The organism is Pseudogracilibacillus amylolyticus (SeqCode) (assembly GCF_051918545.1).
Lineage (GTDB): Bacteria > Bacillota > Bacilli > Bacillales > Amphibacillaceae > Pseudogracilibacillus.
The window spans coordinates 1-14,996 of record NZ_JBPPZG010000092.1; the positions used below are offsets into that span (position 1 = coordinate 1).

The window sequence follows — 14,996 nt, forward strand, 5'->3', positions numbered from 1 at the left end:
TTTAAAGGAAAATATTCATTTTATGATATTAATTGTCACATAAAAAAGAAAAATGTCAATGGAAAATTTTGCTTAAAGATTAAAGCGCTGAATTATTTAAAAAAACGCTGAATTCTTGATCGAAATCGCTGAATAAAAATTAGATTCGCTGAATTGAAGAACATTTGCGCTGAATTGTTGAACGGAATCGCTGAATCAATACTTTACATCCTTCATGAGGAAGGCGCTATTTTTTCATTTCACATGAAATCTTAGTAGCGCTGAATTATTTAAAAAAAAGCTGAATTCTTGGTCGAAATCGCTGAATAAAAATTAGATTCGCTGAATTGAAGGACATTTGCGCTGAATTCTTAGTCGGAATCGCTGAATCAATACTTTACATCCTTCATGAGGAAGGCGCTATTTTTTCATTTCACACGAAATCTTAGTAGCGCTGAATTATTTAAAAAAACGCTGAATTCTTGGTCGAAATCGCTGAATAAAAATTAGATTCGCTGAATTGAAGAACATTTGCGCTGAATTGTTGAACGGAATCGCTGAATCAATACTTTACATCCTTCATGAGGAAGGCGCTATTTTTAATTTCACACGAAATCTTAGTAGCGCTGAATTATTTAAATAAACGCTGAATTCTTGGTCGAAATCGCTGAATAAAAATTAGATTCGCTGAATTGAATGACATTTGCGCTGAATTGTTAGTCGGAATCGCCGAATCAATACTTTACATCCTTTATAAGGAAGGCGCTATTTTTTCATTTCACATGAAATCTTAGTATAATAGAATTGATTGTGTATGGAGATGATAATGTGGATGCTCAAGCTATATTAAAGAAATTAATTAATCGGCAACCTTCTGTAATGGATCAAAAATTTTTCAAACAATATGCTGTACTGCTGCCGCTTGTAGAAATTGAAAAGGAGATTCATATTTTATTTGAAGTACGCTCCCTCAAAATGAGAAGTCAACCGGGTGATGTTTGCTTTCCGGGGGGAAGGATCGATAAAGAGGATGCAAATGCGCTTGCATGTGCAATTAGAGAAACAACGGAAGAATTAGGGATAACTCCCGCCACGATTAGGCATGTCTTCCCATTGGACTATATCGTTGCTCCGGACGGTCGAGTAATATATCCGTATGCGGGGGAAATAATGAGCTTAGAAAAAATGGTGTTAAATAAAGCAGAAGTTGCAGAAGTATTTACAGTTCCACTCACCTTTTTTCTTGAAAAAGAACCGGATATTTATTATGTGAATTTAGAAGTTGTTCCTGAAGCAAACTTTCCATATCATCTCATCCAAGATGGTGAGGATTATGACTGGCGAACTCGTAAGGTAGAGGAACTTTTCTATAAATATAATGACAGAGTAATTTGGGGCTTAACAGCAAAAATAATTAAGCATTTTATTGAAATAATCCACACAAAAAAATGTATACCGAATGAAGGATGACAAATATGGTAAAACTTGAATTTTATACGAAACATAATTGTTCTTTATGTGACGATGCCTATGCACTTATTATGATGCTGAAAAATTATTATTCGTTTGAACTCGAAGAAAGGGATATTTATACAAACGACAGTTGGTTGGAGGAGTATCAGCTGTTAATACCTGCAGTACGAATTAAAGATACATTGTTAACGTGCGAAGCAATGAATTTACCACAATTAGAAAAAGCGTTACAAGAAAATATAGGAAAAAAGGATTGATTTTTCATTGAAGTGTATGATAGAATTTAAAAAGAAGCATCATACACTGCTTATTTTTTTACAACAAGTGGGACGAAAAGTTAACTATAGGGACATAATTGACCCGAGTGTTTGAGTGCAGTAGTTTCATCCTTCATGTTAAAGGAGTTTTTTGTGTGAAAGAATTAATCCATTTACAAAAAATAATCTACCCAGATTTACTGGAAACAATGCAAAACAGATATACCGTTCTTTATACGATTTATCTGTTTCAGCCGATTGGTAGAAGGGGAATCGTCGATCACACAAATATGCCGGAGAGATATATTCGTAATGAAATTTCCTTATTAGAGAACCAAGGATTAATTGATATTACGACGAAAGGAATGTTAATTACGGATGAGGGGAAAAATATCGTCGATCGATTGCACTCTTTTATTCGTGAGGTTTCCGGTTTAACTTCTTTAGAAAATGAATTAAGAAGTAAAACAGCAATTGAAAACGTCATTATTGTTGCTGGAGATAGCGATGTAGAACCATATGTGAAGCAAGCACTAGGTAGGGCAACTGTACAATTTTTGAAAACAGTCATGGAGGATAACGCAACAATTGCTGTTACTGGAGGAACAACCATGGCTGCTGTAGCAAATGCGATGGTTCCATTGGAAGGATTTGAATGTTTATTTGTTCCTGCCAGGGGTGGTGTCGGTGAAAAAGTAGAGAACCAAGCGAACACCATTGTCGCACAAATGGCGAAAGCTGAAAAAGGGGACTACAGATTGTTGCATGTTCCCGATCCATTAAGTGAAGATTTGTATCAATCCATGATTAAAGAACCTTCGATTATGGAAACACTAAATTTAATTAAGCATGCAAATATTGTATTACATGGAATAGGTGATGCCCTGACAATGGCCGAGCGAAGGAAAACTTCAGCCAGCACTGTCCAGCAATTAATTAACGAACAAGCAGTGAGTGAAGCATTTGGTTATTATTTCGATAAAGCGGGGAATATTGTTCACAAAGTAAGAACAATTGGAATCCATTTGGAAGATTTAAAGAATATTAATAAGGTTATCACTGTCGCTGGAGGAAAGTCAAAGGCTCAAGCAATTGCCTCTTACATGAAACAAGGTAAAAGCGATGTGCTCATAACGGACGAAGCTGCAGCGAAGGAAATTGTTAAAAAACATTTATTATAAAAAACAAATTAGGGAGGAAGTCAAATGACTGTAAAAATTGGTATTAATGGGTTTGGACGAATTGGAAGAAATATCTTTAGACAGGCATTAAAGAATGATGATGTTGAGGTAGTAGCAATTAATGACTTGACAGATGCAGATATGTTGGCACATTTACTTAAATATGATTCTGTACATGGAAGACTTGATGCAGAGGTAGAAGTTGATGGGGATGATCTGATTATTAATGGTAAGAAAATCCACGTTTACTCTGAACAAGATCCGATCAATATTGGTTGGAAAGACCATGGTGTGGAAGTAGTGATTGAATCGACAGGCCGCTTCACAAATCGAAAAGATGCAAGTAAACATTTAGAAGCTGGTGCAAAAAAAGTTATCATTTCCGCGCCGGCAACAGATGAGGACATTACAATTGTAATGGGTGTGAATGAAGACGAATATGAAGCAGATAAACATGATATTCTTTCAAACGCATCATGTACAACAAACTGTTTAGCCCCTCTTGCCAAAGTATTACATGATAAATTTGGTATTCAGCGCGGGTTGATGACAACAGTTCATGCGTACACAAATGACCAACAAATTTTGGATTTACCTCATAAAGATTATCGTCGTGCTAGATCAGCAGCTGAAAATATTATTCCAACGTCAACCGGTGCAGCAAAAGCAGTTGGAAAAGTATTACCTGAATTAAACGGCAAGTTAAATGGGATGGCAATTCGGGTTCCTGTTCCAGACGGTTCTGTTGTCGATTTAGTTGCAGAATTGGATCAAAATGTAACAGTTGAAGAAGTAAATACTGTCCTAAGTGAAGCTGCTGAAGATGAGTTAAAAGGTGTTTTAGAGTACTCAGTTGAGCCGCTCGTTTCTACAGATATTGTTGGTAATACACATTCTTCTATTATTGATGGACTTTCAACAATGGTTCTAGAGGACAATATGGTTAAAGTAGTTTCATGGTATGATAACGAAATGGGTTACTCTTCACGTTGTATTGACTTAGCGAAGTTTTTAAAAGAAAAAGGACTATAATAAAAATCTAAATCTTTCGGACAAACTAATTAGGCTGGTGCAATAGAATTTTAAACATAGAAATATCCGAACTATAATTCAAATTTTTTCACTTAAAGTTTGTATTAGTTCGGATTTTTCTATCAGTGTCTTTGTAGCCTTTCCATAAACTGTGTAGTAAAATCGCCGTTGATTTTCGCTCCGGGCAGTACGCTTTCCGCGGGCACGGCTTCAGCCTCTTCCGGAAGCAAAAGGCGCTTCCTGCAGAGTCTTCAGACACGTGCTTTTCCCGCAGGAGTCGACTGCCCTCCACTACAATCAACTAGATCGGTGAATCCCCGGTATAGAACATTTATCCTCCACAGTACCAGCGGAGGAAATACACGGAGACTCCTATGGGAGGATAGGCCTAGATGAGACTACGTAGGAGCGAAGCGACGAGTAGGCTCAACAGCCGCCCACGGAAAGCGCAGTGTATTTCCGTAGCGGTAAGTTGATTACTAACCGAATTTACTGCCCAGTTTCCTTCAACTGTGTCCGAGCTTTCTTAAATCCATATAAAAATTATGTATTTAGAACAGACTGACGTATAATGGAAAAGGATATGTAATAACGTGAAGAAATGTAAAGGGGTTTTTTCATATGAACAAGAAAACGTTAAAAGAAATGGCGGTAAAAGGAAAAAGAGTTTTTTGTCGTGTAGATTTTAACGTCCCAATGCAAAATGGAACAGTTACAGATGATACACGGATTAAAGCCGCACTCCCAACCATAGAGCACTTGATTGATCAAGGTGCAAAAGTAATTTTAGCAACCCATTTAGGACGCCCAAAAGGTGAAATAGTAGAAGAATTACGACTTGATCCTATTGCAAAACGGTTAAGTGAGTTGCTTGGAAAAAAAGTTGCAAAAACAAATACTGTAATTGGTGAAGAAGTGAATCAAGCAATCGCAGCTTTACAAGACGGTGATGTGTTATTACTTGAAAATGTCCGTTTTGAGATTGGCGAGGAAAAGAACGATCCAAACCTTGTCAAAGCTTTTTCAGAAATGGCTGACATTTACATAAACGATGCATTTGGAACATCTCACAGGGCACATGCTTCTACAGCAGGTGTAGCTGAACAGCTTCCTGCAGCTGCCGGATTTTTAATGGAAAAAGAAATCGATGTACTTGGAAAAGCATTAGCGAACCCAGAACGACCATTTACAGCTATTATTGGCGGTTCTAAAGTAAAAGATAAAATTAATGTGATCGATAATTTTTTAGATATTGTCGATAATTTGTTAATTGGCGGTGGACTTGCTTGCACATTTTTAAAAGCAAAAGGGTATGAAATTGGAAATTCTTTATTAGAAGAGGATAAAATAGATTTAGCGAAAGAATTTATGAACAAAGCAGAAGAAAAAGGGGTAAAGTTTTACATTCAGACAGATGCAGTTGTGGCGGATGCGTTTAAAGAAAGTGCTAATAATAAAACAGTTGCCGCAAATGAGATTCCAGAAGGCTGGATGTGCCTCGATATTGGTCCTGAAACGGCAGCAACTTACCGTGATGTTATTTTAAATTCGAAACTCGTAGTTTGGAACGGACCGATGGGTGTATTTGAAATGGAAGCCTTTAGCGGCGGAACAAAGGCTGTCGCAGAAGCACTTGCAGAAACAAAAGGTTATACTGTCATTGGTGGTGGTGATTCAGCAGCTGCGGTAGAACAATTTGGATTAGCAGATAAGATGGATCATGTTTCAACGGGTGGCGGCGCATCACTCGAATTTATGGAAGGAAAAGATCTTCCAGGAATTGTTGCACTAGACGATAAAGAGTAAGGAGAGTATCTAATGCGAAAAAAAATAATTGCGGGAAACTGGAAAATGCATAAAACAAAACAAGAAGCTTTGTCGTTCATTGAATCGGTTAGAGACATCGACACAAATGAGCAAACAGAAGCAATTATTTGTGCTCCATTTGTATATTTACAAAGCTTAGTCGAACAAACAGAAGGTACAAATATTAAAGTGGCTGCTCAAACAATGCATTTCGAAAAAGAAGGTGCATTTACGGGCGAGGTTAGTCCGGTTATGCTAAGTGATATTGGTGTAACGCATGTCGTGATTGGTCACTCTGAGCGACGTGAATATTTTAATGAAACAGATGAAACAGTAAATAAAAAAGCCCTCGCTGCTTTTGAACATAGTCTCATTCCGATTGTTTGTGTTGGTGAATCATTAGAACAGCGTGAAGCAAACGAAACATTAGCCCATATAGAAAATCAAGTAAAGGTAGCTTTAAGTAATTTGAGTGAAGAACAAATTACAAAAACGATTATTGCTTATGAGCCGATTTGGGCTATTGGTACAGGGAAAACTGCATCTAGTGAAGATGCAAATGAAGTGTGTACACATATTCGTGAAGTAATTCGTCAACAAACTTCAGAGGAAATTGCTTCTCAAGTTACTATTCAGTATGGTGGGAGTGTAAAACCAGCCAATATTGAAGAGTTACTTAAAATGAGTGATATTGACGGAGCACTTGTTGGCGGAGCTAGTCTTGAAGCGGATTCTTTTAAACAATTAGTGGAAGCAGGGAATAATGCATCATGACAAACTTAGCGGCAATTATTATTTTAGATGGGTTTGCATGCCGAACTGAAGAACAGGGAAATGCAGTAGCACAAGCAAAAAAGCCGAACTTCGATCGATATTGGAACAGTTATCCGCATAATCAACTTCACGTAAGCGGTCTTTCTGTTGGTCTCCCCGAAGGACAAATGGGAAATTCGGAAGTTGGCCATTTAAATATCGGAGCAGGAAGAATCGTTTTTCAAAGTTTAACCAGAATAAATAATGCAATTGCATCAGGTGAATTTTATAAAAATACAACTTTTCTAAAAGCATTAGAACAAGTAAAAGCAAATAATAGTGCCCTTCATTTATTCGGATTGCTATCCGATGGTGGGGTTCACAGTCATATTGATCACTTGATTGCACTATTAAAATTAGCGAAAAAAAGCGATATAGAAAAAGTATATATCCATGCATTTTTAGATGGACGTGATGTCGGCCCTCAAACAGCATTAGAATACATAGAACAGATGGAAAACGAAATGAAGGAAATTGGGGTAGGAAAGTTTGCCACAGTTTCAGGACGTTATTATGCTATGGATCGGGATAAGCGTTGGCAACGAGTAAAATTGGCGTATGACGCGATTAAAGACGGTAAAGGACCTAAATTTAACAGTGCTGAAGCAGTTGTTCATGACTCATACGAAAAGGAAGTATATGATGAATTTGTCTTACCTTCAGTTATCATGAATGAGCGTGGGGAAGCAGTCGGTCCGGTTAATGATGATGATGCTGTTATATTTTTTAATTTCAGACCAGACCGAGCAATTCAATTATCGCAAACTTTCGCAAATGAGAATTTTAATGAGTTTGACCGGGGCGAGCGTAAAATAGAAAATCTGTTTTTTGTTCAAATGACAAATTTTAGTGATACGATTCAAGCGCCGGTTGCTTTTGATACAATTAATTTAACGAATACAGTCGGTGAAGTCCTTGCAAAAAATGACAAAAAACAGTTGCGGATTGCTGAAACAGAAAAGTATCCACATGTTACGTACTTTATGAGTGGTGGTCGTGAGGAAGAATTTGCGGGAGAAAAGCGAATCTTAATCGATTCCCCTAAGGTCGCAACGTATGATCTAAAACCGGAAATGAGTGCTTATGAAGTAACCGATGCATTACTCGAGGAATTGGAAAAAGGCGAACTGAATGCTGTTATTTTAAATTTTGCCAACCCAGATATGGTTGGACATTCTGGAAAATTGGAACCAACGATTAAAGCGATTGAAGCAGTTGATGAATGTTTAGGGAAAGTGGTTGACAAAATTATTGAACTAGGCGGCGAAGCGATTATTACAGCTGACCATGGGAATTCCGATGAAGTTGTTACACCTGATGGTAAGCCAATGACTGCCCATACGACAAACCCAGTACCAGTGATTATAACGAAAAAAGGAATAACGGTTCGTAATGGGGGGATTTTGGCAGATTTAGCACCAACATTGTTAGAGTTATTAGGAATAGAACAACCGAAAGAAATGACCGGAAAATCATTAATAATGGATTAATTTTGGGTCCAATTCCAGGACATGGACATCCAATACGTCAAGTGGATTCTCAAGATGTCGAGTCGATCACCAATACGTCGAGTGGATATCCAAGATGTCGAGTCGATCACTAAGACGTTGAGTGGATTCTCAAGATGTCGAGCCGTTCACTAAGATTTTGATTTTCAACCTGCAGTAGTCCTAAGCTTTAGGAAAATTTTATTAAAAAATATATTCAATATAAAGGAGAGATTTGAAATGCCTTATATTACAGATGTTTATGCTAGAGAAGTGCTCGACTCTCGTGGTAACCCAACAGTGGAAGTCGAAATTTCAACAGAATCAGGTGCATTTGGAGTTGCTTTAGTTCCGAGTGGAGCGTCAACAGGAGAATATGAAGCTGTTGAACTAAGAGATGGTGATAAAGATCGCTATTTAGGTAAAGGTGTTTTAAAAGCAGTTGATAATGTCAATGAAAAAATTGCTCCGGAGCTGTTTGGACTTGATGTTACTCGACAAAATATTATCGATGCAATTATGATTGAGCTTGATGATACAGAGAACAAAAGTAATTTAGGAGCAAATGCTATTTTAGGCGTTTCCATGGCGGCGGCTCATGCAGCAGCATCACACTTAAATATTCCTCTATATAATTATTTAGGTGGATTTAATGCAAATGTTCTACCTGTACCGATGATGAATATTTTAAATGGTGGAGAACATGCAGATAACAACGTTGATATCCAGGAATTCATGATCATGCCGGTTGCAGCACCTTCGTTTAAAGAAGCTGTGCGTATTGGAGCTGAAGTTTTTCATGCACTTAAAAAGGTATTACAAGATAAAGGACTTAATACTGCAGTAGGTGACGAGGGTGGTTTTGCACCTAACTTGTCTTCCAATGAAGAAGCATTACAAACAATTGCAGAGGCGATTGAAGCAGCAGGATATAAAGTTGGAGAAGAAGTTCAACTTGCAATGGACGTTGCGTCATCCGAATTTTACGAAGACGGAAAATATAATTTAAAAGGTGAAGGTGTTGTTCGTACTTCTGAAGAAATGGTCGATTGGTATGAAGAATTAATTGAAAAATACCCGATTATTTCGATTGAAGATGGACTCGATGAAAATGACTGGGAAGGTCATAAACTACTTACAGAACGAATTGGAGCACGTGTTCAATTAGTTGGAGATGATCTTTTCGTAACAAACACAGAAAAACTTGCGCAAGGCATTGAACAAGGTGTTGGAAACTCTATTTTAATCAAAGTGAATCAAATTGGAACATTAACCGAAACATTTGAAGCGATTGAAATGGCAAAACGTGCTGGTTATACTGCTGTAATCTCGCACCGCTCAGGAGAAACGGAAGATGCAACAATTGCAGACATAGCTGTTGCAACAAATGCTGGACAAATCAAAACCGGTGCACCATCCCGAACAGACAGAGTGGCAAAATATAATCAATTAATCCGTATTGAAGACGAACTTGCCGGAATCGGTGAATACGCTGGATATGAAGCTTTTTACAACTTAAAGAAATAAAACGAATTGGAAAAATCATCAGTGTGATAGAACGCTGATGATTTTTTTATGGGGTAATTGCTCTGAATTCATGAATGATGTGGATAAACTTTTCCTTATGGTTAATTGTCATTTCCCGTGGATAAATCACGAATTGCGTGGATAATTGCTTTTTTCCGTGATTATTTCATAGTTTGCGTGGTTAAATTCAGATCTTCGTGGTTAATCCGTGTTTCCTCTGGATAAATCGTAAACTCTGTGGTTAAAAAACAATTCATTTAAAAATGTCTGCAAACTCGATTACAATGTACATAAGCAATCGTTAAAGAAAGGGGCATGAAAATGTACGTATTGGTAGTAGGGGCAAACGGACAAATTGGAAAACAGCTCATTGACTTATTAAAAGAGAGTGAACATACTCCCGTGGCAATGGTAAGAAAAGAAGAACAGGCAAACGAGTTTCAACAAAAAGGTGTTAAAGCGGTAGTGGCAGATTTAGAAGGTAGCGTTGAAAAGATAGCAACAGCAGCTGCCGGCTGTGATGCAGTTGTATTTACTGCAGGGTCTGGGGGTCATACAGGTGCAGACAAGACTTTATTAGTAGATCTCGACGGTGCAGTGAAAACGATTGAGGCTACCAAGCAGGTTGGAATCAAGAGATTCGTTATGGTAAGTGCATTTCAGGCAAATAACCGAGAAAATTGGAATGAAAAAATCCGTCATTATTATGTCGCTAAACATTATGCTGATAAAGAATTGTTAAGAAGTGGATTAACGTATACGATCGTTCGACCAGGTGGACTGACGAATGATCCTGGCACAGGGAAAGTGTTGATTGGTGAAAATTTATCCAAAGGCGGGAAAATTCCAAGAGCGGATGTTGCTAAAATTGTTTTTGCCTGTTTGGATAATGAAAAAACGTTTAACCGCTCATTTGATGCATTAGAAGGGGAAGAAGTTATCGAGAATGCATTCGAAAGATTATAGTAATAAAAAAACTTAATGATATAATGAAGCTATAAACTGAATATAGGAGAAATAGGTGTAATAAAGAAATTATCTTTATTGCTTAAAAGGGAAGTCCGGTTAAAATCCGGCGCTGTCCCGCAACTGTGTATAGGAGCGATTCGAAATAATCCACTGTTTTCCATATTTATGAAGACGGGAAGGATCGAAAAGCGATGATTATGAGCCAGGAGACCTGCCTATTTGATCTCGTACATCAGTTCCTACGGAGGATAGGAGGTGTTGGTAAAAAAGCGCGGTGATTTTTAAATAAAGACGCCGAGGCTTATTTTGATTTGAATCATACACAACGAACAACCTTCTTTTATAGGGGTTGTTTTTTTAGTGGAAAAAGACTATGGAGGTGTTCAAACTGTACGGAACAGTAAATTACTTCATCGAGCGATTGCAGACAACGATAATGAACAGGCTTGTTATAGAAAAGAGTCTTTCACTCGAAGAAGGGTATATAAAATTAATAAATGATATCCAAAAATTAGATGAAGTAAAAGTAGTGAAAGAGACTTATTTTGCAAATTTAAACAAAGCTTATGAAATAGTGAATGAACGAGTGGCAGGTCGCCAAAAAGCAGATCCGTTAGAAATATAAGTTTAATTCAGAAATACTATTAATGATAATGGGGTTGTCCTAAAAATATAAAAGGACACCCCTTAGTTCATTTCGCCGCTTTTTTCGCTGTTGTCGTTTTTTTCTTCGGTTTTGTTTTTTCTTTCTTTGCTTTATCCAAAGATGCTTGGAGTGCATCCATTAAGTTAGTAACATTGTCTGGTTTCTTCTGCCCTGCTTTACCGGTAACTGTTGCAGTTTTGTCGGCTTTCTTATTTTCGATTGTCTCAAGTAGCGCGGCACGGTATTCATCTGTGTACTTCTCTGGATCAAACGTTGTTGTCAGTTGGTCGATTAATAATTTTGCAGTATCCAGTTCTTTCTTCACAATTTCTACTTTTTCCGGTACATTAGGTACATCTTGAACCTTACGTACTTCATCTGGATAATGAATCGTTTCTACAACGAGTGTATTTTCATAAAAGCGAATTACAGCAAGCTGTTCTTTTGAGCGAATCATCATCTTCGCTACACCAATTTTTCCAGTTTCCTCTAAAGCGGTACGAAGTAGAGAATATGCTTTGGATCCGCCGTCACCAGGTGATAAATAATAACTTTTTTCGAAATAAATTGGATCAATTTCTTCTAATTTTACAAAATCGATAATTTCAACTGCTTTATCCCCCTGTTCTTTTTTAAGCGCTTTTAAATCTTCTTCATCTAACATAACGAATTTGTCTTTCGTAATTTCATACGCTTTAACGATTTCTTCTTCTTCTACTTTTCGATCGCAAACCGGACATACTTTTTGATACTTAATAGGTGTTTGACACTCTTTGTGAAGTTGTCTTAATTTCACATCTTTATTTTCTGTGGCAGCATGCATCTTTACAGGAATATTGACTAGTCCAAAACTGATGGTTCCTTTCCACATGGTATGCATGAAAAGACGCCTCCTTTTCAATTTAGTTTGTGTATGCTTTTGCATTTTTATCCTTTAAAAAGCACAACTTATCATTAAGGAACGGAGGAGTGAAAATAAAATGGAATTAATGCAACCTATCCCAACAGCAAAAATAATCCCGAAAAAAGATTGGATTTATGAAGTCAAATATGATGGTTTCCGTGCGTCGCTATTGTGGAGCAAAAATAATATTCAAATTATTAGTAGGAATAATATAGATTTAACTGAAAATTTCCCTGAAGTTTTAGCTTATTGTAAAGAAATTGAACCGATTTTTACTGGAAATTTACCTATTCAATTAGACGGGGAATTAGTTGTGCTAAATAATGCGTATCAAGCTAATTTTTCAGCTATACAAAAACGTGGTCGCTTAAAATTAAAAGAGAAAATTGCCAAACTTTCAATCGAGAGACCAGCTACATTTATTGCTTTTGATCTGTTGCAACAAGGTCAAAAAGATTACCGTCAAACGTCCTTAAAAGACAGAAAAAAACAGTTAGTTAATTTATTTAAAAAGCTAGAAGGAAAAGAGGATAAGCCCCTACAAATGATTAAATCATATGAAAACTATGAAGAAATTTCTGCTATTGTTTTTTACCATAAAGGTGAGGGCATTGTGGCGAAACGAGCCTCAAGTTTATATGTACGTGGGAAAGCACACAGTGATTGGTTAAAAGAAAAAAACTGGCGAAAAATACATGTTTTTCTAACAGCATATGATTTAAAAAATGATTATTTTCAAACCGGGATTTATCATCATGCAACAACGGTTTCTATTGGAAAATGTAAACATGGTTTAAGTGAAGAAGAAATGTCGTCATTAAAAAATGTATTTATGGCAAACGGTGAAAAAGAGGAACAAATGATGAAATTACCTCCAGCAATATGTGCCTCCATTTATACATTAGATTTACATGACCACGAATTGCGAGAGCCGGAATTTGCTGAACTACTTCCAACATTAGCGCCAGAAGATTGTACGAAAGAAAGGTTGGAATTGGATTTAGCTATGCTACCTGAAAAAGTAGATATATCAAACGAAGATAAAATCTTTTGGCCAAAAAAACGTCTCACAAAAGGTAACTTACTTATATATATGCGAGAGATTTATCCGTATATTATTCCGTACGTACAAAACCGAGCTCTTACTGTTATTCGCTGTCCAGATGGAATAGAAGAAAAATCTTTTTTTCAAAAAAATTTACCTAGTTATGCACCTGATTATATTGATTATATGGAAGAAAAGGATAAACGGGTTCAAATTTGTAATCAATTAGAGTCGCTTATATGGTTTGCAAATCATAGTGCGATTGAATATCATGTCCCATTTCAAACAATTGATAGCATGTATCCAAATGAAATTGTATTTGATTTGGATCCACCTAGCAGAGAACAGTTTGTGCTCGCAATTAAAGCGGCGAAGATGATCAAACAATTGTTAGATGGACTAGAACTCATTTCATTTATTAAAACTTCGGGAAATAAAGGGCTTCAAATTCATATCCCAATTCCAACTAATCGGTTAAGCTTTGAGCAAACTGCCATTTTTACGGAAACAATCGCAAAAATTGTCGTAAATGCAGCACCAGATCTTTTTACGATAGAACGTTTTAAAAAGAATCGCGGAGGACGTCTCTATATTGACTATGTCCAGCATGGAAAGAACAAAACGATTATTGCTCCTTATTCTCCACGTAAAACAGAAGACGCAACTGTTGCAACACCATTATATTGGGAAGAAGTTACCGAGAATTTGGAGCCGAACCAATTTACGATAGAAAATGTTGTAGAACGAGTTAAAACAGTGGGATGTCCTTGGATCTTTCATTTTGAAGCGGCAAGGGAACAAACGTTAACGAAAACACTCGATTTAATTCGGTCAAATTAACAGAAGAGAGAGAATATACTTTCAAAAATAGTAAAACACTTTATAATACTATTAAAAAGGGGGGCGATAAGATGGAAATTGATGTTATTGTCATTGGAGCAGGACTCGCTGGACTTGTAGCGACTACGGAAATTGCACAGAGCGGAAAAAAAGTATTGTTACTTGATCAAGAAGGTGAACAGTCATTAGGTGGTCAAGCATGGTGGTCGTTCGGAGGATTATTTTTAGTAGATTCACCTGAGCAAAGACGTATGGGAATAAAAGATTCTAAAGAATTAGCTTGGCAAGATTGGCTTGGAAGTGCTGAATATGATCGATTAGAAGATGAAGATTTTTGGGGACTGAAATGGGCTGAGGCGTATGTTGATTTTGCTACATATGAAAAACGTGATTGGTTATATGAAAAAGGAGTCCGCATTTTCCCAGTAGTCGGTTGGGCTGAGCGAGGAGGGTATTTAGCAGAAGGTCACGGAAACTCTGTACCTCGTTTTCATATTACTTGGGGGACTGGACCAGGCATTGTGGCGCCATTTGTCAAATTACTCCATCAACAAATAGAGGCAGGATCCGTTACATATTTACCTCGTCATCGTGTGGATGAATTGATTGTAAAAAATAATTCCATTTCAGGAGTTACTGGAGCTATATTAGAGCCGACTTCTATCAGAAGGGGAGAAGAGAGTTCACGAAAAGAAATTGGCGATTTTTCGTATGAAGCACAAGCGGTCATTATTTGTAGTGGTGGAATAGGGGCAAATTTTGATTTGATTCGTAAAAATTGGCCTGAGCGATTAGGAAAAGCTCCAGAAAAAATGCTTTCAGGTGTTCCAAAGCATGTAGATGGACGTATGCTTGAAATTACGGAAAGAATCGGAGGTCGTATCGTCAATCGTGACCGAATGTGGCACTATACGGAAGGGATTAAAAATTGGAGTCCGATCTGGGAAAAGCATGGCATTCGTATCCTTCCCGGTCCTTCTTCCATGTGGTTTGATGCAGAAGGAAATCGATTCCCAGTACCCAACCTACCAGGTTTT

13 protein-coding genes and 1 riboswitch are annotated in these 14,996 nt (G+C 37.2%); of the genes, 12 read left to right on the forward strand and 1 reads right to left on the reverse strand.

Features of this window, described 5'->3' with window-relative positions:
* Window positions 1–807 precede the first annotated feature (807 nt).
* The 10 genes from ACPYKA_RS11325 to ACPYKA_RS11370 all read left to right on the forward strand — a co-directional run bounded on the left by ACPYKA_RS11325 (window position 808) and on the right by ACPYKA_RS11370 (window position 11,149).
* Window positions 808–1,449: an NUDIX hydrolase gene (locus tag ACPYKA_RS11325; RefSeq protein ID WP_479542392.1), complete on the forward strand. Its 642-nt coding sequence runs from the start codon at window positions 808–810 to the stop codon at window positions 1,447–1,449.
* A 5-nt stretch (window positions 1,450–1,454) separates the two neighbouring features.
* Window positions 1,455–1,709, forward strand: a complete 255-nt coding sequence (locus ACPYKA_RS11330) for a glutaredoxin family protein (RefSeq protein ID WP_479542393.1) — start codon at window positions 1,455–1,457, stop codon at window positions 1,707–1,709.
* Between the two features lie 155 nt (window positions 1,710–1,864).
* Window positions 1,865–2,890 (forward strand): sugar-binding transcriptional regulator, encoded by a 1,026-nt coding sequence (locus ACPYKA_RS11335; RefSeq protein WP_479542394.1) that lies wholly within the window; start codon window positions 1,865–1,867, stop codon window positions 2,888–2,890.
* Window positions 2,891–2,914: 24 nt separating this feature from the next.
* Complete coding sequence (gene gap / locus ACPYKA_RS11340; RefSeq protein WP_479542395.1) at window positions 2,915–3,922, forward strand: type I glyceraldehyde-3-phosphate dehydrogenase; 1,008 nt, start codon at window positions 2,915–2,917, stop codon at window positions 3,920–3,922.
* Between the two features lie 621 nt (window positions 3,923–4,543).
* Window positions 4,544–5,728 carry a phosphoglycerate kinase gene (locus ACPYKA_RS11345; RefSeq protein WP_479542396.1) on the forward strand — a complete coding sequence of 395 codons (1,185 nt, stop codon included), beginning with the start codon at window positions 4,544–4,546 and terminating at the stop codon, window positions 5,726–5,728.
* A 12-nt stretch (window positions 5,729–5,740) separates the two neighbouring features.
* The gene (tpiA, locus tag ACPYKA_RS11350) at window positions 5,741–6,502 is read left to right on the forward strand and encodes a triose-phosphate isomerase (RefSeq protein WP_479542397.1); all 762 of its coding nucleotides are present in this window, start codon (window positions 5,741–5,743) and stop codon (window positions 6,500–6,502) included.
* Window positions 6,499–8,031 carry a 2,3-bisphosphoglycerate-independent phosphoglycerate mutase gene (gene gpmI / locus ACPYKA_RS11355; protein ID WP_479542398.1) on the forward strand — a complete coding sequence of 511 codons (1,533 nt, stop codon included), beginning with the start codon at window positions 6,499–6,501 and terminating at the stop codon, window positions 8,029–8,031. Before tpiA ends, gpmI begins: the two co-directional genes overlap by 4 nt.
* A 237-nt stretch (window positions 8,032–8,268) precedes the next feature.
* Window positions 8,269–9,555, forward strand: a complete 1,287-nt coding sequence (eno, locus tag ACPYKA_RS11360) for a phosphopyruvate hydratase (RefSeq protein WP_479542399.1) — start codon at window positions 8,269–8,271, stop codon at window positions 9,553–9,555.
* A gap of 321 nt (window positions 9,556–9,876) precedes the next feature.
* Window positions 9,877–10,521 carry an SDR family oxidoreductase gene (locus ACPYKA_RS11365; protein WP_479542400.1) on the forward strand — a complete coding sequence of 215 codons (645 nt, stop codon included), beginning with the start codon at window positions 9,877–9,879 and terminating at the stop codon, window positions 10,519–10,521.
* 36 nt (window positions 10,522–10,557) lie between these two features.
* Window positions 10,558–10,757, forward strand: a riboswitch (cobalamin riboswitch).
* Window positions 10,758–10,897: 140 nt separating this feature from the next.
* The gene (locus ACPYKA_RS11370; RefSeq protein ID WP_479542401.1) at window positions 10,898–11,149 is read left to right on the forward strand and encodes a hypothetical protein; all 252 of its coding nucleotides are present in this window, start codon (window positions 10,898–10,900) and stop codon (window positions 11,147–11,149) included.
* A 67-nt stretch (window positions 11,150–11,216) separates the two neighbouring features.
* Here the strand turns inward: ACPYKA_RS11370 and ku are convergent, their stop codons facing one another.
* Window positions 11,217–12,050, reverse strand: coding sequence for a non-homologous end joining protein Ku (gene ku / locus ACPYKA_RS11375; RefSeq protein WP_479542402.1), 834 nt, complete (start codon window positions 12,048–12,050; stop codon window positions 11,217–11,219).
* 100 nt (window positions 12,051–12,150) lie between these two features.
* Between ku and ligD the strand changes: the two genes are divergently transcribed.
* Both ligD and ACPYKA_RS11385 read left to right on the forward strand, forming a co-directional pair.
* Window positions 12,151–13,959, forward strand: coding sequence for a DNA ligase D (gene ligD, locus ACPYKA_RS11380; protein ID WP_479542403.1), 1,809 nt, complete (start codon window positions 12,151–12,153; stop codon window positions 13,957–13,959).
* 71 nt (window positions 13,960–14,030) lie between these two features.
* On the forward strand, window positions 14,031–14,996 hold a 966-nt coding region (locus tag ACPYKA_RS11385; RefSeq protein ID WP_479542404.1), incomplete at its 3' end, for an FAD-binding dehydrogenase.